Raw genomic sequence first — 18301 nt, 5'->3', positions numbered from 1 at the left:
GCATGCGCCGGCACCGCACCGAGCCCCGCCCCGGCTGGCAGGCCACCGTCGAGGAACAGGGCGTCATCTACCCCCTGACCCGCCTCCCCGACGGCTCCCTGCGCCCCTACTGGGACGAGAGCGCCTACTACTCCTTCACGCTCCCCGAGGTCGAGGCGCTGGAGGAGACCGTCGCCGAGCTGCACGAGATGTGCACGGACGCCGCCGCACACATCGTGGAGCACGACCGCTTCGCCGACCTCGGCCTCACCGACCCGCGGCTGACCGCCCTGATCGCCGAGTCCTGGCACCGCCGGGACGAACTCCCGTCCATATACGGCCGCTTCGACCTGCACTACGACGGCAGCGGCCCGGCCAAGCTGCTGGAGTACAACGCCGACACGCCCACCTCCCTGGTGGAGGCGGCGAGCGCCCAGTGGTTCTGGCTGGAGGACCGTTTCCCCGGCCTCGACCAGTGGAACTCGCTCCACGAGCGCCTCGTCGACGCCTGGCGGCGCCAGGCCCCGCTCCTGCCGCCCGGCGCGCCCGTGCACTTCGCGCACTCCGCCGGCGACGAGCTCGGCGAGGACCTGATGACGGTCGCCTACCTGCGCGAGACCGCCGAGCAGGCCGGCCTGGACACCCGCGCCATCTCCATGGAGAACATCGGCTGGGACCCCCTCTCCGGCCGCTTCGTCGACGAGCGGTACGCCTTCGTCCGCTCCTGCTTCAAGCTCTACCCGTGGGAGTGGCTGACGGACGACCGCTTCGGCCCATACGCGCTGGACACGCTCGACAACGGCGGCGGCACGGGATCCACGCTGTGGATCGAGCCGGCGTGGAAGATGCTGCTGTCCAACAAGGCGCTCCTGGCCGTTCTATGGGAGCTCCACCCCGGCCACCCGAACCTCCTCCCCGCCTACGTCGACGGCCCGCGGGAGCTGGCCGGCCCGGACGGCGCCGGGTACGTCGCCAAGCCGCTGCTGGGGCGCGAGGGCGCCGGGATCACCGTCCACGCGCCGGGCGAGGACGCGGTGCTGCGGGACGAGCCGTGCTGCTACCAGCAGCTGTGCCCGCTCCCGGACTTCGACGGCAACCGCACGGTCCTCGGGGCGTGGGTGGTCGACGGCGAGCCGGCGGGCCTGGGCATCCGGGAGTCGGCGGGCCTGATCACGGACGAGTATGCCCGTTTCATCCCGCACGTGATCGACGGCTGAGGCCTCAGGGCAGTTCGGGCGAGGACAGGTGCAGCACCTCGTACCGCTCGGTGGCGTCGTCGCCGGGCGGTACGGCGTCCTCCCACAGCACGAAGCGCAGCAGCTGCCAGTGGTGCGGGTCGACGGCCAGGGCGGCCGTGTGCACGCCGTCGCGCGCGGCGAGCTCGCGCAGCGCCGCGGTCTCCGCCGCGACCGCCTCGGCCAGCCCGTCGGCGGGCAGCGGCGTCAGCCGCCGTGACGCCGCCCGCGGCACCGTGCCCCGCGCGGGCCCGGCCTCGGCGGCGACCCCCGCCCAGTGCCGCACGACGGGCCGCCCGAAGTCCCGGACGATGCCCTCGAATCCGCCGCCCCCGACGAGGAAGTGGCTCATCGCGGCAGTGTCGTTCCACAGGTAGAACGGCGCGTACTGGTTGACGGGCGAGCCGGCCGCACCGCGCTCGCGGATGACGTAGGCCTTCAGCGCCAGCCCGGCGCGGTCGTCCAGGACGTGGCCACGGGTGGCGACGCGCTCACGGATGATCCCCATGTCGTAGTCGGCGGGCAGGGTGATCTCGTACTGCTTGGCGTACACGGGGCGTTGGGCCTCTCTCGTGCTCAGGTGACGGGCCTGCTCGGACGGCGGGCGTGCTCAGGCGACAGGCGCGCTCAGGCGACGGGTCCGGCCGGGTAGCAGGCGTCGGTGACGGGCTCCCCGCGCTCGGCCTCGGTGCCGTCCTCGGCGGCCGTCAGGACGGCCAGGTGGGTCATGGAGGTCGTGGGACCGGCGCCGTGCCAGTGCCACTCGCCGGGCGCGATGAGGACCCGGTCGCCGGCCCGCACGACCTCGACCGGACCGCCCCGCCGCTGCACCAGCCCGGTGCCGTCGGTGATGTGGAGGAACTGGCCCACGGGGTGGCGGTGCCAGTGGGTGCGGCTGCCGGGCTCGAAGCGGACGTCGTCGATGCGCAGCCGCGCGGGGCCTTCGGCGGCGGCGATCGAGGTGACGTGGACGGTGCCGGTGACCCACTCGGGCGAGGGCGTGCCGGTGGTCGCTTCGGTGCGCGTGATCTGCATGGCTGTCTCCGGTCAGGAAGCGGTGGAGGAGGCGGCTTTCAGGAAGCGGTGGGGGAAGCGGTGGACTGCGCGGCCAGGAGCCCGAGCACCCCGTCGACCGCCTGCTCGAAGGGCGCCGTCGAGTCGGCCGCGCGGGCCAGCACGTAGCCGCCCTGGAGGACGGCGACGACGGTCGCGGCGGTGGCGGCCGGGTCGAGGCCGGCCGCCAGCTCGCCGCGGGCGATCCCCTCCGCCAGCACCTCGCCGAGCCGCCCCCGCAGCCACACGAACGTCTCGTCCACGGGCGCCCGCAGCGCCGGGTCCGCCATGACGTCGGGGTCCTGCGTGAGCCGTCCGACCGGGCACCCCTTGAGCACGTCGCGCTCGCGCCGCAGGTAGGCCGTGATCCGCTCCACGGCCGTGCCCGGCCCGCCGAACTGCTCCTCCGCCTTGCCCCGCATCTCCGCGGCGGTCCGGCGGATGGCCGCCAGCGCCAGGTCCGGCTTGCCGCTGAAGTGGTGGTACATGCTGCCCTGCCCGGCGCCCGCCCGCTGCTGGATGGCCTTGGGGCTGGTGCCGACGTAGCCGCGCTCCCACAGCAGCTCGCGGGTGCTCTCGATGAGGCGTTCCGAGGTCTCCGAAGTGCTCATACGAGGAGTGTACATACTAGTAGGTACAGAAGATCAACAGCCGGCCCGTGGGGAACGGGGGCCGGCACCGGCCGGCCCCCGCCCCGTCCTCAGGCCCCCAGCACCGCCCGCAGCTGGTCCAGCCCCCAGTCCAGGTCCTCCTTGCTGATCACCAGCGGCGGCGCGATGCGGATCGTGGAGCCGTGCGTGTCCTTGACCAGGACGCGGCGCTCCATGAGCCGCTCCGAGATCTGCCGGCCGGTGCCGTGCGACGGCGTGATGTCGACGCCCGCCCACAGGCCGCGCCCGCGCACCGCCTCGACCGCGCCCCCGCCCACCAGGAGGTTCAGCTCCTGGTGGAGGTGCTCGCCGAGCTCCGTCGCGCGCTGCTGGAACTCGCCGGACTTGAGCATCGCCACGACCTCCAGGGCCACCGCGCAGGCCAGCGGGTTCCCGCCGAACGTCGAGCCGTGCTCGCCCGGCCGGTACACGCCGAGGACGTCGCGGTCCGCCACCACGGCCGACACCGGCACCACGCCGCCGCCGAGCGCCTTGCCCAGCACGTACACGTCGGGGACGACGTCCTCGTGGTCGCACGCGAAGGTTCTGCCGGTGCGGCCCAGCCCGGACTGGATCTCGTCGGCCATGAAGAGCACCCCGCGCTCGGCGGTCAGCCGCCGCACGCCCGCCAGGTATCCGGCCGGCGGCACGAGCACCCCCGCCTCGCCCTGGATCGGCTCCAGCAGCACGGCGACCGTGTCGTCGTCGAGCGCCGCCTCCAGGGCGTCCAGGTCGCCGTACGGAACGATCTCGAAGCCGGGCGTGTAGGGGCCGTAGTCCGCCCGCGCCTCCTCGTCCGTCGAGAAGCTGATGATCGTGGTGGTGCGGCCGTGGAAGTTGTTGCCCGCCACGACGATCTTCGCCCGCCCGTCCGGCACGCCCTTCACCCGGTAACCCCACTTGCGGGCGGTCTTCACGGCCGTCTCGACCGCCTCCGCGCCCGTGTTCATGGGCAGCACCATCTCCTTGCCGCACAGCGCGGCCAGCTCGGTGCAGAACTCGGCGAAGCGGTCGTGGTGGAACGCGCGTGAGGTCAGCGTCACCCGATCGAGCTGCGCCTTCGCGGCGTTGATGAGACGCCGGTTGCCGTGACCGAAGTTCAGGGCCGAGTACCCGGCGAGCATGTCGAGGTAGCGCCGCCCCTCGACGTCCGTCATCCAGGCCCCCTCCGCGTACGCGACGACGACCGGCAACGGATGGTAGTTGTGCGCGCTGTGGGACTCGGCGGCGGCGATGCTGCGTTCCGTGGATGTCACCGTGTGCTCCGTTCGTGTACGGGCATGCGTGTGCGGGCATTGCTGTGCGCCCCTGTTCCACCTTTCTACTACTCACCGCCCCACCGTCGGACGGAGTCGGGCACCGCACCTGAGAGAATGTGCGCATGGCCCTCGATCGACCGCGCGCTCTCTCCGGTATCCAGCCCACCGCAGGCTCGTTCCACCTGGGGAACTACCTCGGTGCCGTCCGCCAGTACGTGGCCCTGCAGGAAACGCACGACGCCTTCTACATGGTGGTCGACCTGCACGCGATCACCGTGCCGCAGGACCCGAAGGAGCTGCGGGCCAACACCCGGCTCGCCGCGGCCCAGCTCCTCGCCGCCGGCCTCGACCCGGAGCGCTGCACCCTCTTCGTCCAGAGCCACGTCCCCGAGCACGCCCAGCTCGCCTGGGTGATGAACTGCCTCACCGGCTTCGGCGAGGCCTCCCGGATGACGCAGTTCAAGGACAAGTCCGCCAAGCAGGGCGCCGGCGCCACCACGGTCGGCCTGTTCACCTACCCGATCCTGCAGGTCGCCGACATCCTCCTCTACCAGGCGCACTCCGTCCCGGTCGGCGAGGACCAGCGCCAGCACATCGAGCTCACCCGCGACCTCGCCGAGCGCTTCAACAGCCGCTTCGGCGACACCTTCACCCTCCCGGACGCGCACATCGTCCGCGAGACCGCGAAGATCTACGACCTGCAGGACCCGGCCGCGAAGATGAGCAAGTCGACGGCCAACCCCAAGGGCCTGATCAACCTGCTCGACGAGCCCAAGGTCTCGGCCAAGAAGATCAAGAGCGCCGTCACCGACACCGACACGGTGATCCGCTTCGACCCCGAGAACAAGCCCGGCGTCAGCAATCTGCTCACCATCTACGCCACGCTCACCGGTACGGGAATGGCGGATCTGGAGCAGAAGTACGAGGGCAAGGGCTACGGTGCGCTGAAGACGGACCTCGCCGAGGTCATGGTGGAGTGGGTGACGCCGTTCCGCGCCCGCACGCAGGAGTACCTGGACGACCCCGAGACGCTGGACTCCGTCCTCGCCAAGGGCGCCGAAAAGGCCCGCACGGTCGCGGCCGAGACGCTCGCCCAGGCGTACGACAAGGTGGGCTTCCTGCCCGCCAAGCACTGAGAGACCGGGTCAGGCCCCTGGTCCCGGCCCGGCGGGACCAGGAGCTCTGGCACGGGGCGTGGCACAGCCGTCACACTGGCCACGGGGATGCACCACCCGGCCCTGCCCGGGGACCTACAGGCGCACGAGGAGGGAGAACGCAATGGGGACCGTGACGCTCGGCGTGTCGATCGCGGTCCCGGAGCCGTACGGCAGCTTCCTCCAGAAGCGCCGCGAGGGCTTCGGGGACCCGCACGCACACGGCATCCCCACGCACGTCACCCTCCTGCCGCCCACCGAGGTGGACGCGTCCTCCCTGCCCGTGATCGAGGAGCACCTCGCCCGCGTCGCCGCCGAAGGCCGGCCCTTTCCCATGCGCCTCTCCGGCACCGGCACCTTCCGGCCCCTCTCACCCGTCGTCTACGTGAACGTGGTCGAGGGCTCCGCCTCCTGCGCCTGGCTGCAGAAGCGCATCCGCGACGCCTCCGGGCCCGTCGCCCGCGAACTGCAGTTCCCCTACCACCCGCACGTCACCATCGCCCACGGCATCGCCGAGGAGGCCATGGACCGGGCCTACGAGGAACTGGCCGGTTTCGAGGCCGCCTGGACCATCGGCTCCTTCGCCCTCTACGAGCAGGGCGCGGACGGCGTGTGGCGGCTGGAGCGCGAGTATCCGTTCGGGGAGGGGGAGGGGACGGCGGCGGCCGTCCCCCACCAGACGGGCGTCCGACCGCCCGCTCCTTCGCGCTGACCCTGACCCGTACGGGCGTATGCCCACGTCGGGGTGGTAGACGTACGCCATGGAATGGCTGACGCGGCTGCCCGTCATCGGGCCCCTGATCTCCCGCCTCATGCGGACCCACGCCTGGCGCTCCTACGAGACCCTGGACCGGGTGAAGTGGACCCGGCTCGCCGCCGCCATCACCTTCACCAGCTTCGTGGCCCTCTTCCCCCTGCTCACCGTGGGGGCCGCGATCGGCGCGGCCGTCCTCAGCGAGGAGCGCATGCGGGACGTCGAGCGGCGCCTCGCCGAGCAGGTCCCCGGCATCTCCGGCCAGCTCGACCTCAGCGCCCTGACCGAGAACGCGGGCACGGTCGGCGTCGTCGCGGGAGCGCTGCTCCTCTTCACGGGCATCGGCTGGATCGGCTCGCTGCGGGAATGCCTGCGCGCGGTCTGGGAGAAGGAGGAGAGCCCCGGCAACCCCGTCCTGGTCAAGCTCAAGGACGGGGCGCTGCTGCTCGGCCTCGGCGGCGCCGCCCTCACCTCGCTCGCCTGCTCGGTCTTCGCGTCGGCCGCCGTGAGCTGGGTGGTCGGCAAGGCCGGGCTGGACGGGGTCGGGGCGCTCCTGACCGTGGCCGGCTTCTGCATCGCCGTCCTCGCCGACTTCCTGCTGATGCTCTACGTCCTGTCGCGGCTGCCCGGCGTCATGCCGCCCGCGCGCCGGCTCGTCGTCGGCGCGCTCATAGGCGCGATCGGCCTGGAAGTGCTGAAGCTGCTGCTCGGCGGCTATCTGCGGGGGGTGGCGGCGAAGAGCATGTACGGGGCGTTCGGCACGCCGATCGCCCTGCTGCTGTGGATCAACTTCATGGCGAGGCTGACCCTGTTCTGCGCGGCGTGGACGGCGACGCCTTCGGAGAAGGCCGACCGCAAGGCCTGAGGCCCGGTCCGGCACCGCCGAGGACCGTCGCCGTGGTTTCTCGCCGCGGCGGCGGCAGGAAAGCGGCTGCCGCCGCGGCGAAAGAGCCTTCGGGGCGACCGGGAAGCCGGCTCCGCCGCCACGGTGGCAAACCCCCGCGGCGAGGGTCCGGCGAAACAGCGAGCCACCCGGAGCGACACGTACCGCTAGGCCTTCGGACGCGGCCACCGCCGGTGCACCACGAACGCGCCCGCGCCCAGCGCCACCAGCGCGCCGCCCGCGATGCCCAGGGCCGTCCACATGCCGCCGGAGCCCGAGCCGGCCACCGAGGCCTGGGCGTGGTCGCCGCCGGCCTGTCCGTCGCCGCCCTTGGCGTTCGTGCCGGCCTCCTTCGGGGGAACCAGCATGCCGACCGGCTTGACGCGCCCGGCGGCCTCGAAGCCCCAGTCCAGCAGCCGCTCGGTCTCCTTGTAGACCTCGTGCGGCTCCTGGATGTCCGGGTTCATCACCGTCACCAGCAGCTTGCGGCCGTCGTGCTGGGCGACACCGGTGAAGGTGTTGCCCGCGTTGGTGGTGGAGCCGTTCTTGACGCCCGCCATGCCCTTGTACGGGCCGTGCTCCATGCCCTCACCGGTCAGCAGCCGGTTGGTGTTCACGATCGCGAAGCTCTCGCGCTTCTTCCCCGGCTGCTCCTCACCGGGGAACTGCGCCGTCACCGTCGAGCAGTACTCCCGGAAGTCCGCCTTCTGCAGGCCCGAGCGGGCGAACAGCGTCAGGTCGTACGCGCTGGAGACCTGCCGGTCCGCGTCGTAGCCGTCCGGGGTGACGACGTGCGTGTCGAGGGCCTGGAGCTCCTGGGCGTGCGCCTGCATGTCCTTCACGGTCTTGGGGATGCCGCCGTTCATGGACGCCAGCACCCGCACCGCGTCGTTCCCCGAGCGCAGGAACACGCCCAGCCACAGGTCGTGGACGCTGTACGACGACCCTTCCTTCACCCCCACGGCGCTGCTGCCCGCGCCCATGCCCTCCAGGTCGGACGGGACGACCTTGTGCGTCTGCGTCCGGGGCAGCTTCGGCAGCACGGTGTCCGCGAAGAGCATCTTCAGCGTGGAGGCGGGCGGCAGCTGCCAGTGCGCGTTGTTCGCGGCGAGGATCTCGCCCGACTCGGCGTCCGCCACGAGCCACGAACGGCCGCTGAGCTCGCTCGGCAGCTGCGGCGCGCCCGGGCCGAGCTGCACCTGCGGGCCGGGGCGGCCCAGCATCTCGCCGCCCACGGTGGACATCCGGGACGGCGGCGTCCGGGGCGCGCGCCGGCCGATGCCCTTGCCGTCGTCCTCCCGGGCGGCGCCGCCGTTCGCCGAGGGGCCCGGGTTCGCGCGGGCGGCGGACGGGCTCGGGCTGACGCTCGGCCGGCTCGCGCTCGGCGACGGCGACGGCGTCGGGTCGGCCAGCGCGGGGGCGGCGGTCATCAGCGGCACGAACAGGGAGGCGGTGGCCGCGAGCGCGGCGGCCCCGCGGCGGCGGCGCGTCGCGCCGGCCCGCGTGGGGTGTGATGTCGTCGTCGGCACGTCCGTGAAACTACCCCGCCACCTGGTGGTTCCAGTCGCCGCCTCACTGGCTCGGATGACGGCCGGGGACCCGATAGGACTATTGCACTGACCCGAACGCATACTGAAACCCATGCCGAGCACTACGCCTGACGCGCCCCCCGCGGCCACCGCCCCGGCCGCGTCGCCCGCCCCCGCCACCCTCTCCCGTCCCGTCTCCTGGTTCCTGCTCGCCTTCGGCGTGTGGAGCTGGGTCATCTGGATCACCTTCGCAAAGAATCTGTGGAAGGACGGCAGCGGTCTCGCCTTTGACGACGCGGGCGACCCGACCGCGTACTTCTGGGTCCATCTGCTGCTCGCGGTCACCTCGTTTCTTCTGGGGACGGCTGTGGGGCTGATCGGGTTGCGCGGGGTGCGGGCGCTGCGGCGCACGTCATAGGGCCCCGCCGCCCCGGCCCCGGCCGGTGCCGTGCCCGGCCCGTCAGATGCGGCCGAGCTCCCAGAGGCGCCACTGCCCGGTGCCGTCGGAGAGGTACTGGGTGCCCGAGATGGCGGAGCTGCTGAGCACGTAGTCCTTCTTCTGCCACAGCGGCACCACGGGCACGTCCCTGGCGATGATCTCCTGGATGGCCCGGAAGTCCTTCATGACGCGGCCGCGCTGGTAGCTGCTCTGCGTGGCCTGGATGAGCTTCTCGACCCGGGGGTTGTCGTAGCCGGAGCGGAAGCTGGAGGAGCGGCCCACGAGCGGGGTGGTGAAGTTGTCCGGGTCGGGGAAGTCGGCGAGCCATCCGACGCAGTAGGCGTCGTAGGCCCCCCTCGCGTAGCCCTGCTGGAACTCCGTCCACTCCACGTGCCGCGTGCCCACCTCGAACAGGCCGGTGCTCTCCAGCTGCTTCTTCAGCAGGGCGGCTTCCTCGTCGGTGGCGGCGCCCTGGGAGTAGGCGAGGGTGAAGCGGACCGGGAGGGCGACGCCGGCCTCGCGGAGGAGGGCGCGGGCGGCCTCCGGGTCGGGCTGGGGGCGGAGGTCGAAGAAGGACGTGGTGTGGCCCGTGAGGCCCTGCGGGATGAGGGAGTACAGGGGTTCGACGGTGCGCCGGTGGACGTCGCGGGCGAGGGCCTCGCGGTCGATGACGGCGGCGACGGCCTGGCGGACCGCCTGCTGCGCGAAGGGGGAGCCCTCGCGCAGGTTGAAGAACATCGAGCGGGTCTCGGAGCCGGTGCTCTCCATGAGCTTCACTCCGGTGTCCGACAGGGAATGCCCGGCGATGTCGGCCGGCGGCATCAGCCGCCCGGCGACGTCGACCGACCGCTGCTTCCACGCCCGGCTCATCGCGGCCGAATCGCGGTAGTAGCGGACGGTGACGTCGCCGCCCTTGTGCTTGACGGCCCCCTGGTAGGTGTCGCTGGGCCGCAGCTCGGCCACCGCGTGCGGCGCGTAGCTCTTGAGGCGGTACGGACCGGAGCCGTCCGCTTCGTTGCCGGTGCGGAGCTTGTCGGCCGGGTAGAGCGAGCGGTCGACGATGGCACCGGCGCCGGTGGCTATCTTGAACGGGAACGTGGCGTCCGGGACGCGCAGTTGGAAGGTGATCGTCCGGTCGTCGGTGGTGACCGACTGCAGGGTGTCGAGCAACGACTGCGGCCCCTGAGGGGACTTGATCCTCTTGATCCGCTCGAACGAGAACTGCACGTCCTTGACCGTCAGTTCATGACCGTTGCCGAACTTCAGGCCCTCGCGGAGCTCGCACTCGAAGGTGCGTAAGTCGCCGCCCCGGAAGCCGCAGCGGCTCGCCGCGTCCGGCACGGGCGTGCCCGTGCCGGGGACGTAGGTCAGTAAGGACTGGTAGAGGTTGCTGAACAGCGCCCAGGACCCGGCGTCGTAGGCCCCGGCCGGGTCGAGCGTGGTGACGGTGTCCGTGGTGCCGACGGTGATCGGCCCCTCGTCGTCGTCCCCCGGGGACATCAGCTGACACCCCGCCGCCCCGCTGCCCAGCACCACGGCGGCCACCAAGGCCACCCCCGCCCGCACCCCGCGCATCCCCGTGCCCCCTCCGCCCAGTGATGCGCCACACTCAAACACAGGAACGCGCGTACGTCCGGCGATTCGGCCAAGTGATCGTCAGAGTTCCTCGCGGGCCAGGAAGTCGAGGATCAGCTTCTCCCACTCGCGCGGCTTCTCGGCCATCGGGACGTGCCCGGCGTCCAGCTCCACGTACTCCGCGCCGGGGATGTGCCCGGCCAGGAAGCGGGAGTTGGACGGCGCGACGAGGGTGTCCTGCAGGGTGGCGATCACCAGGGTGGGGACGGAGATGCCGGCGAGGTGGGGCGTGGTGTCGGAGGCCGCGACCACCGCGGCCTGCTCGGCCGCTCCCGCCGGGACGCCCGCGGCGATCACCTCCAGGAAGGCCGGCACCTCCCGCTCGGGCAGGGCGTTGAAGAACGCCTCGCCGAAGCCGCTCAGGGCGACGAAGTGGGCGAACCCCTCGGTGTCGCCCGCCTCCAGCAGCCGCTTCCAGATCGCCAGCGAGGACCGCGTCCGGTTGTCCGGCCGGGCCAGGCCGGCCGTGAGGACCAGGCCGCGCACCCGGTCCGGGTGGCGGGCCGCGGTCCGCACGGAGACCAGCGTCCCCAGCGAGTAGCCGAGGAGGGTGAAGGTGTCGAGGCCCGCCTCGTCCGCGGCGGCCACGATCCCGTCCACGAGGCCGTCCAGGGTGAGCGGGGCGTCCGAGCGCGGCGTCGCGCCGGAGCCGGGGTAGTCGGGGGCCACGACGGTGTGGTGCTCGGCGAGGGCCGGGATGACCGGGGCGTAGTTGCCCGCGATGCTGCCGCCCGCACCGTGCGCGAGGAGCAGGCCGGGGCCGGAGCCGTGGACGGTGGTGGCGAATGCGGGAATGTGTGTCATGCGCATCAGGTTGCCGTGTGACACCAGTGTCAAGGTCAAGTCCCAGGGGGAACACATGCGGATCGGCGAACTGTCCCGGCTCACCGGCGCCAGCCCTCGCTCGCTGCGCTACTACGAACAGCAGGGCCTGCTTCACGCCGAGCGCGACCTCAACGGCTACCGCAGCTATCCGCCCACGGCCGCCGAGACCGTCTCCCGCATCCGCGAGCTCCTCGCCACCGGACTGAACACCGAGACCATCCGCGAGCTCCTGCCGTGCGCCCAGGGCGGCCCCGCCCTGATGCCCTGCGGCCTCTCCTGGGAGACGGTGGAGGCCCAGATGCACCGCCTGGACGAGGAGATGGCCGAAATCGCCCGCCGCCGCGCGGCGCTGGCCCGGTACGCCGACGTCATGCGCCGCCGCCAGGCGGAGGACGAGGCCCTGGCCGGGCTCGCCCTCCGGTCCGCCTGACACGCACGAGGGCCCCGCCCTCCGCAGGGGAGGACGGGGCCTTCGTCGTGCGTACCGACCGGAGGTCAGAAGCGGCGCGTGATCAGCGCTCGCTTGACCTCCTGGATCGCCTTCGTGACCTCGATGCCACGCGGGCAGGCGTCCGTGCAGTTGAACGTCGTGCGGCAGCGCCAGACGCCGTCCTTGTCGTTCAGGATCTCCAGCCGCTGCTCACCGGCCTCGTCGCGCGAGTCGAAGATGAAACGGTGGGCGTTGACGATCGCCGCCGGGCCGAAGTACTGGCCGTCGTTCCAGAACACCGGGCACGAGGACGTGCACGCGGCGCACAGGATGCACTTGGTGGTGTCGTCGAAGCGCTCGCGGTCCTCGGCGGACTGCAGGCGCTCGCGCGTCGGCTCGTTGCCCTTGGTGATGAGGAAGGGCATGACGTCGCGGTAGGCCTGGAAGAACGGCTCCATGTCGACCACGAGGTCCTTGAGGACCGTGAGGCCCTTGATGGGCTCCACCGTGATCGGCTTGGACGGGTTGATGTCCTTGATCAGGGTCTTGCACGCGAGGCGGTTCTTGCCGTTGATCCGCATCGCGTCGGAGCCGCAGATGCCGTGCGCGCAGGAGCGGCGGAACGTCAGCGTGCCGTCGACATCCCACTTGATCTTGTGGAGGGCGTCGAGGACCCGCTCCTTGGGGTCGATCTCGACCTCGAAGTCCTGCCACATGGCCTCGTCCGAGATCTCCGGGTTGAACCGGCGGATCCGGAAGGTGACCGTGATGTAGGGCGAGGCCGCGGAGTCGGCCTCGACCTTGTCGAGAGTCGCGGTGCTCATCAGTACTTACGCTCCATCGGCTGGTAGCGGGTCTGGACGACCGGCTTGTAGTCGAGGCGGATCGAGTCCTTGCCGTCCCCGTCGACCTCGCGGTACGCCATGGTGTGGCGCATGAAGTTGACGTCGTCGCGGTTGGGGAAGTCCTCGCGGTAGTGACCACCGCGGGACTCCTTGCGCGCGAGCGCGGACACGGCCATCACCTCGGCCAGGTCGAGCAGGTTGCCCAGCTCGATGGCCTCCAGCAGGTCGGTGTTGAAGCGCTTGCCCTTGTCCTGGACGGACACGTTCTTGTAGCGCTCGCGCAGCTCGGCGATCTTCTCGACGGCCGTCTTGATGGTCTGCTCGGTGCGGAAGACCATGACGTTGGCGTCCATGGTCTCCTGCAGCTCCTTGCGGAGCTCGGCGACCCGCTCGTTGCCGGTGGAGTTGCGCAGCCGCTCGACCTGCTCGGCCACGAACTGCGCCGGGTTCTCCGGCAGCTCGACGTAGTCGGCCTTCGCGGAGTACTCCGCGGCGGCGATGCCCGCGCGGCGGCCGAAGACGTTGATGTCGAGCAGCGAGTTGGTGCCCAGGCGGTTGGCGCCGTGCACGGACACGCAGGCGACCTCGCCGGCGGCGTAGAGGCCGGGGACGACGGTGTCGTTGTCGGCCAGCACCTCGCCCTCGACGTTGGTCGGGATGCCGCCCATGGCGTAGTGCGCGGTGGGCTGGATCGGGATCGGGTCCGTGTAGGGCTCGATGCCGAGGTAGGTGCGCGCGAACTCGGTGATGTCCGGCAGCTTGGCGTCCAGCTGCTCCGGCGGCAGGTGGGTGAGGTCCAGGTAGACGTGGTCGCCCTCGGGACCGCAGCCGCGGCCCTCGCGGATCTCCGTGTAGATGGAGCGCGAGACGACGTCACGGGACGCGAGGTCCTTCATGACCGGCGCGTACTTCTCCATGAAGCGCTCGCCGTCCTTGTTGCGGAGGATGCCGCCCTCACCACGGGCGCCCTCCGTCAGCAGGATGCCCATGCGCCAGATGCCCGTCGGGTGGAACTGGAAGAACTCCATGTCCTCCAGCGGCAGGCCGCGGCGGAAGCAGGCCGCCTGGCCGTCGCCCGTGAGCGTGTGGGCGTTCGACGTCACCTTGAAGAACTTGCCGGTGCCGCCGGAGGCGTAGATGACCGCCTTCGCCTGGAAGATGTGGATCTCGCCGGTGGCCAGCTCGTAGGCGACCACGCCGGCGGACTTCCGGACGCCGTCGACCTCGGTGATCAGCTGGTCCAGGACGTAGAACTCGTTGAAGAACTCCACGCCCTCCTTGACGCAGTTCTGGTACAGCGTCTGGAGGATCATGTGGCCGGTGCGGTCCGCGGCGTAGCAGGCCCGGCGGACCGGGGCCTCGCCGTGGTTGCGGCTGTGACCGCCGAAGCGGCGCTGGTCGATGGTGCCGTCCGGGGTGCGGTTGAACGGCAGGCCCATCTTCTCGAGGTCGAGGACCGCGTCGATGGCCTCCTTCGCCAGGATCTCGGCGGCGTCCTGGTCGACCAGGTAGTCACCGCCCTTGATCGTGTCGAAGGTGTGCCACTCCCAGTTGTCCTCCTCGACGTTCGCGAGGGCGGCGGCCATGCCGCCCTGGGCGGCGCCGGTGTGGGAGCGGGTGGGGTAGAGCTTCGTCAGGACCGCGGTGCGGCTGCGCTTCGTCGACTCGATGGCGGCGCGCATGCCCGCGCCACCGGCGCCGACGATGACGGTGTCGTACTTGTGGATCTTCATGGTGTCGTCAGCCCCGGGCTCTAGCGGATGTTCGGGTCGAAGGTGAAGATCACCAGCGTGCCCAGCAGGACGGTGAACACCGTGGCCGCGTACAGCAGGTTCTTCAGCCAGAAGCGGGTCGTCGGGCGCTCCGCGTAGTCGTTGATGACCGTGCGGAGGCCGTTGGCGCCGTGCAGCATCGCCAGCCAGAGCATGACCAGGTCCCAGGCCTGCCAGAACGGCGAGGCCCAGCGGCCGGCCACGAAGGCGAAGCCGATCTTGCTGACGCCGCCGTCGAGGACGAGCTGGATCAGCAGGTGGCCGAGGACCAGGACGACCAGGACGATGCCGGACAGCCGCATGAACAGCCAGCCGTACAGCTCGAAGTTGGTGCGGGTCGCCTTCGGGGTCTTCTTGGTGCGCTTGCGGGGCGCCTCGATGACCGGGGCCGGGTTGTCGACGTCGTAGAGGGAGACGTCGCTCGCGGCGGCGGTGGCGGGGGTGGTTTCAGCGGACATTTCGCGACTCAGCTCCCGAACAGCGTGCGCAGCGTGTGCTGGAGCACGGGGTAGAAGGCGCCGGCCATCAGCACGACCCAGATCCCGACGACGGTCCACAGCATCTGCTTCTGGTACCGCGGTCCCTTGGACCAGAAGTCCACCGCGATCACGCGGAGACCGTTGAGAGCGTGAAAGAGGATGGCGGCCACGAGGCCGTACTCCATCAGATTCACGACGGGCGTCTTGTACGTCGCAACGACGTCGTCGTACGCCTCGGGGGAGACGCGGACGAGAGCGGTGTCCAGGACGTGCACGAACAGGAAGAAGAAAATGAGGACGCCGGTGACTCGATGAGCCACCCAGGACCACATGCCTTCCCGGCCGCGGTACAGCGTTCCAGCCGGCACGGAAAACCCTCCGGGAGCGGGGATCAGGGCCTGCCGGCTTCTCTGTCGGTCGGGCCCGGCCGGGTACGGTCCACCGGCCCTGGCCATCGTAGCGACGCCTTGTCGGTTCGGCGTCCCGGGGTCCGCAGGTGTGATCAAACAGGCATGTGCGGAGCCGTCAAGGGCCGTAAGGGGTGCTTCTGAAAAACTGTACGCACCTCATCTGACCTGCGATGTTCCGCTGAATGGGTGTTATGTCCCCCCGGTGGCCCCGCATTGCGGGGCGCCGCGCGGCCGGACGGGCGGGGTGTCCGGCGCGAGCCGGGCCAGCCGGCCGCGGGCGAGCCGGGCGAGCTCGGCGGCGGTGACGGCGGCCTCGTCCGCGGGGCAGGCGGCCAGCCGGGTGCGGAGGGCGGCCAGGGTGCGGGCCAAGGCCTCGTCCGGCCGGCAGCCGTCCAGACATAGGACGAAAACATGGCCGAATCTGCCCTCGTAGGCGGCGTGGGCCCGCCGTATGGCGCTGCGGGCGGCCTCGGTGGCGGGGGAGGGCGGCGGGCCCGGGCGGCCGGGGGCGGGGAACAGGTGCTGGGGCACGGTCTCGTCGGCCAGCGCCTCGGCGAGGTCGGCGGGGGCCAGGCCGCGGACGGCGTGCTCCGCCGTGCTCAGCAGGGTGCGCAGGTCCGGATAAGGGCGCAGGGCGGCGAGTCGGCGGGCCCAGCGGCGGCTCCCGCAGCAGGCGAGGAGCGCGGCCTCGGCGGCCCCCGGGGTGGCGGAGTTGAGCCGGTCGAGGCCGTGGCGGTCGGGGCGGTCGGGGCGGTCGAGGTCGTACAGCGCGGACCCCCGATCTCCGTCGGGTGGTGGAGTCAAACCGGGCCGCCACCGTAGCGATGCTTCTCGGCCACCGGCCGACGGATGCAGGAATTTCATACGAACGGGGGCGGTTTCCGGCGCGCGGTGGACATGAGCGGGCTCTTTATGGACAAAAGGACTACTTTTGCTCCAAGCGGACCGAAAGATCCCTTAAGAGGAGGCTTGCTCCATGGGACTGCGCCTCAGGACGACCAGGGCATCGGCGGTCCGCGGGACCGTCTGCGCCGCCGTCCTCCTCGTCACCATGACCCTCATGGGCTGCCCCCGCGAGGGGGGTGCCGCCCGGCCGCCGAGCCACGACGACTCCCGCTCGCCCAGGGCCTCCTCCGCCTCGCCCTCGGCGTCCCGGTCGCCCGTCCGGCAGTCCTCCGCGCAGGCCCCCGTCCCCGCCGGCATCCCCCGCGCCATCCCCGCCGTCCGCTCCGCCGAGGCCGCGCCCGGCCCCGGCTGGCGGCCCGTCGACGGCGCCCGCGTGATCGCCTCCGGCCCGCTCGCCGACGAGGGCCGCCGGCTCGCCGCCGAACTCCGCCTGCAGTACGTGGCGGCGGGCCCCGCCCGCTCCGGCGACGTCGAACTCGCCCTGCGCCCGGGCACGGGCCAGGGGCCCCTCGCGGCCGAGGGGTACGAGCTGACCGCCCGCGGCGGCAAGGTGCTGGTCGCCTCGGCCGGCGAGGCCGGCGTGTTCTACGGCACGCGCACGCTCCTGCAGGCCGTGCGCTCCGGGGGCGGCCTCCCCGAAGGCGTCGTGCGCGACGGTCCCGACCGCGCCCAGCGCGGCCTCCACCTCGACATCGCCCGCAAGCACTTCACCGCCGCGTGGATCGAGGACCGGGTGCGGGAGCTGTCCGCCCTCAAGCTCAACCAGCTCGCCCTGCACTTCTCCGACGACCAGGGCTTCCGCATCGAGAGCGACTCCCATCCCGAGATCGTCTCCAAGCAGCACCTGACCAAGGCCGAGGTCCGCCGCATCGTGGCCCTCGCCGAGTCCCTGCACGTCACCGTCATCCCCGAGCTCGACTCGCCCGGCCACCTCGGCGCCGTCATCGCCGCCCACCCCACGCTGCAGCTGCGCGACGCCGCCGGGAAGGCCGCCCGCGGCGCGGTCGACATCGCCAACCCCGACGCCGGCCGCATCGTCGACGACCTGCTGCGCGAGTACGCCCCGCTCTTCCCCGGCCCGTGGTTCCACCTCGGCGCCGACGAGTACCGCGCCCTCATGGCCAAGAACCCCGAGGCCTCCTACCCGCGGCTGGCCGCCCGCGCCAAGGAGAAGTACGGGCCGCGCGCCCGCGTCCAGGACCTGGCCACCGGCTGGCTCAACGACCGCGCCGCCTTCGTGCGCACCCTCGGCAAGAAGGCCAAGGCCTGGAACGACGGCTTCTTCCCCGGTGGCGTCGTCACCGCGAACAAGGACATCGAGGCCGAATACTGGACGGGCAAGGAGATCGGCGCCCGCGCCCCGCAGGACTACCTGAACGAGGGACGGCCGCTCGTCAACCTCAACGACGAGTACCTCTACTACGTCCTCGGCGAGCCCAACCAGTTCCGCTATCCGACCGGACAGCGCATCTACGAGCAGTGGTCCCCGGCCGTGCTCCGCGGCACGGCGCCGGTCCCCGCGCAGTCCGGCCCGGACCGCGTGCCCGGCGGCCGCCTGGCCGTCTGGTGCGACCACCCCGACGCGCAAACCCCCCAGCAGGTAGCCACAGGCATCCACCTCCCCCTGGCGGCAACCTCCCAACGCCTCTGGGACGCCCGCCGCCCGACAATCCCGTGGCGAGACTTCGCGACACTGGACGCGAAGGTCCGCTAGCGACTGGGGACGCGCTCGGGCGGCCCGCGGCCCCGGACACGGGGGCGTGGCCGCCCCGGAGGATGCCGGGCACCCCGGCTCCACCTCCGCCGCAGCGGCGATCAGCCACGGCGGTGGCACCCGGCGGTGCCGAGCCTTGCCGGGGGCTCGCGGGGCACGGGCGCCGATGGCGGCAGGCATGAGGGCGCCGGGCCCCCAACTCCTGCCCCCGCCGCAGCGGCGATCAGCCCCCGCGCCGGCACCCGGCGGTGCCAAGCCCGCCCGACCCCGTACGGCACGGGGTGCCGGTGGCGCCTGATTCCGCCGGACCCTTGCCGCGGGGGTAGCGCGCCGCGGCGGCGGATACGGGG

At 71.9% G+C, this 18301-nt stretch carries 19 protein-coding genes; 7 read left to right on the top strand and 12 right to left on the bottom strand.

Going from position 1 to position 18301, the window contains the following annotated elements; genetic code table 11:
• Positions 1-2: 2 nt before the first annotated feature.
• Positions 3-1196, top strand: a complete 1194-nt coding sequence (locus ACFZCD_RS17630) for a glutathionylspermidine synthase family protein (RefSeq protein ID WP_391831701.1) — start codon at positions 3-5, stop codon at positions 1194-1196.
• A 4-nt stretch (positions 1197-1200) separates the two neighbouring features.
• On the opposite strand, the gene ACFZCD_RS17625 is transcribed toward ACFZCD_RS17630, so the two are convergent.
• The 4 genes from ACFZCD_RS17625 to rocD form a co-directional block, all read right to left on the bottom strand.
• The gene (locus tag ACFZCD_RS17625) at positions 1201-1767 is read right to left on the bottom strand and encodes a DUF4865 family protein (protein ID WP_391831699.1); all 567 of its coding nucleotides are present in this window, start codon (positions 1765-1767) and stop codon (positions 1201-1203) included.
• 74 nt (positions 1768-1841) lie between these two features.
• The gene (locus tag ACFZCD_RS17620; protein WP_391831697.1) at positions 1842-2249 is read right to left on the bottom strand and encodes a cupin domain-containing protein; all 408 of its coding nucleotides are present in this window, start codon (positions 2247-2249) and stop codon (positions 1842-1844) included.
• 38 nt (positions 2250-2287) lie between these two features.
• The gene (locus tag ACFZCD_RS17615; protein WP_391831695.1) at positions 2288-2878 is read right to left on the bottom strand and encodes a TetR/AcrR family transcriptional regulator; all 591 of its coding nucleotides are present in this window, start codon (positions 2876-2878) and stop codon (positions 2288-2290) included.
• A gap of 89 nt (positions 2879-2967) precedes the next feature.
• Positions 2968-4173 (bottom strand): ornithine--oxo-acid transaminase, encoded by a 1206-nt coding sequence (gene rocD, locus ACFZCD_RS17610; protein ID WP_391831693.1) that lies wholly within the window; start codon positions 4171-4173, stop codon positions 2968-2970.
• A 125-nt stretch (positions 4174-4298) separates the two neighbouring features.
• Here rocD and trpS point away from each other — a divergent pair, with 125 nt between their 5' ends.
• From trpS to ACFZCD_RS17595, 3 genes are all read left to right on the top strand, one after another.
• Positions 4299-5312 carry a tryptophan--tRNA ligase gene (gene trpS / locus ACFZCD_RS17605; protein WP_391831691.1) on the top strand — a complete coding sequence of 338 codons (1014 nt, stop codon included), beginning with the start codon at positions 4299-4301 and terminating at the stop codon, positions 5310-5312.
• A 142-nt stretch (positions 5313-5454) separates the two neighbouring features.
• Complete coding sequence (locus tag ACFZCD_RS17600) at positions 5455-6042, top strand: 2'-5' RNA ligase family protein (RefSeq protein WP_391831689.1); 588 nt, start codon at positions 5455-5457, stop codon at positions 6040-6042.
• A gap of 49 nt (positions 6043-6091) precedes the next feature.
• Positions 6092-6949: a YihY/virulence factor BrkB family protein gene (locus ACFZCD_RS17595; RefSeq protein WP_391831687.1), complete on the top strand. Its 858-nt coding sequence runs from the start codon at positions 6092-6094 to the stop codon at positions 6947-6949.
• A 185-nt stretch (positions 6950-7134) separates the two neighbouring features.
• Here ACFZCD_RS17595 and ACFZCD_RS17590 read toward each other — a convergent pair whose 3' ends face one another.
• Positions 7135-8610: a D-alanyl-D-alanine carboxypeptidase family protein gene (locus ACFZCD_RS17590; protein WP_391831685.1), complete on the bottom strand. Its 1476-nt coding sequence runs from the start codon at positions 8608-8610 to the stop codon at positions 7135-7137.
• On the opposite strand from ACFZCD_RS17590, the gene ACFZCD_RS17585 reads away from it, so the two are divergent.
• Positions 8609-8914 carry an SCO4848 family membrane protein gene (locus ACFZCD_RS17585; protein ID WP_391831683.1) on the top strand — a complete coding sequence of 102 codons (306 nt, stop codon included), beginning with the start codon at positions 8609-8611 and terminating at the stop codon, positions 8912-8914. The genes ACFZCD_RS17590 and ACFZCD_RS17585 overlap by 2 nt on opposite strands.
• A 42-nt stretch (positions 8915-8956) precedes the next feature.
• Here the strand turns inward: ACFZCD_RS17585 and ACFZCD_RS17580 are convergent, their stop codons facing one another.
• Together ACFZCD_RS17580 and ACFZCD_RS17575 are read right to left on the bottom strand one after the other, a co-directional pair.
• Complete coding sequence (locus ACFZCD_RS17580; RefSeq protein ID WP_391831681.1) at positions 8957-10510, bottom strand: ABC transporter substrate-binding protein; 1554 nt, start codon at positions 10508-10510, stop codon at positions 8957-8959.
• Positions 10511-10591: 81 nt separating this feature from the next.
• Positions 10592-11374, bottom strand: a complete 783-nt coding sequence (locus ACFZCD_RS17575) for an alpha/beta fold hydrolase (protein ID WP_391831679.1) — start codon at positions 11372-11374, stop codon at positions 10592-10594.
• Between the two features lie 55 nt (positions 11375-11429).
• On the opposite strand from ACFZCD_RS17575, the gene ACFZCD_RS17570 reads away from it, so the two are divergent.
• Complete coding sequence (locus ACFZCD_RS17570; protein ID WP_391831677.1) at positions 11430-11825, top strand: MerR family transcriptional regulator; 396 nt, start codon at positions 11430-11432, stop codon at positions 11823-11825.
• Between the two features lie 65 nt (positions 11826-11890).
• Here the strand turns inward: ACFZCD_RS17570 and ACFZCD_RS17565 are convergent, their stop codons facing one another.
• The 5 genes from ACFZCD_RS17565 to ACFZCD_RS17545 form a co-directional block, all read right to left on the bottom strand.
• A complete protein-coding gene (locus tag ACFZCD_RS17565) occupies positions 11891-12649 on the bottom strand; it encodes a succinate dehydrogenase iron-sulfur subunit (protein WP_391831674.1) in 759 nt (252 codons plus the stop codon).
• Positions 12649-14403 carry a succinate dehydrogenase flavoprotein subunit gene (sdhA, locus tag ACFZCD_RS17560; RefSeq protein WP_391831672.1) on the bottom strand — a complete coding sequence of 585 codons (1755 nt, stop codon included), beginning with the start codon at positions 14401-14403 and terminating at the stop codon, positions 12649-12651. Before sdhA ends, ACFZCD_RS17565 begins: the two co-directional genes overlap by 1 nt.
• A 20-nt stretch (positions 14404-14423) precedes the next feature.
• A complete protein-coding gene (locus tag ACFZCD_RS17555; protein WP_391831670.1) occupies positions 14424-14900 on the bottom strand; it encodes a succinate dehydrogenase hydrophobic membrane anchor subunit in 477 nt (158 codons plus the stop codon).
• A gap of 8 nt (positions 14901-14908) precedes the next feature.
• Positions 14909-15289, bottom strand: coding sequence for a succinate dehydrogenase, cytochrome b556 subunit (gene sdhC / locus ACFZCD_RS17550; RefSeq protein ID WP_391831668.1), 381 nt, complete (start codon positions 15287-15289; stop codon positions 14909-14911).
• Positions 15290-15520: 231 nt separating this feature from the next.
• Positions 15521-16135, bottom strand: a complete 615-nt coding sequence (locus ACFZCD_RS17545) for a 2-oxo-4-hydroxy-4-carboxy-5-ureidoimidazoline decarboxylase (RefSeq protein WP_391831666.1) — start codon at positions 16133-16135, stop codon at positions 15521-15523.
• A 172-nt stretch (positions 16136-16307) separates the two neighbouring features.
• Here ACFZCD_RS17545 and ACFZCD_RS17540 point away from each other — a divergent pair, with 172 nt between their 5' ends.
• A complete protein-coding gene (locus tag ACFZCD_RS17540; RefSeq protein ID WP_391831664.1) occupies positions 16308-17951 on the top strand; it encodes a glycoside hydrolase family 20 protein in 1644 nt (547 codons plus the stop codon).
• The last annotated feature ends 350 nt before the right edge of the window (positions 17952-18301 follow it).

Origin of the sequence: Streptomyces sp. NPDC008001 (assembly GCF_042958085.1) — a bacterium.
Lineage (GTDB): Bacteria > Actinomycetota > Actinomycetes > Streptomycetales > Streptomycetaceae > Streptomyces.
The sequence above is the reverse complement of the archived record's forward strand: the minus strand, read 5'-3'. Positions and strand labels throughout refer to the sequence as shown.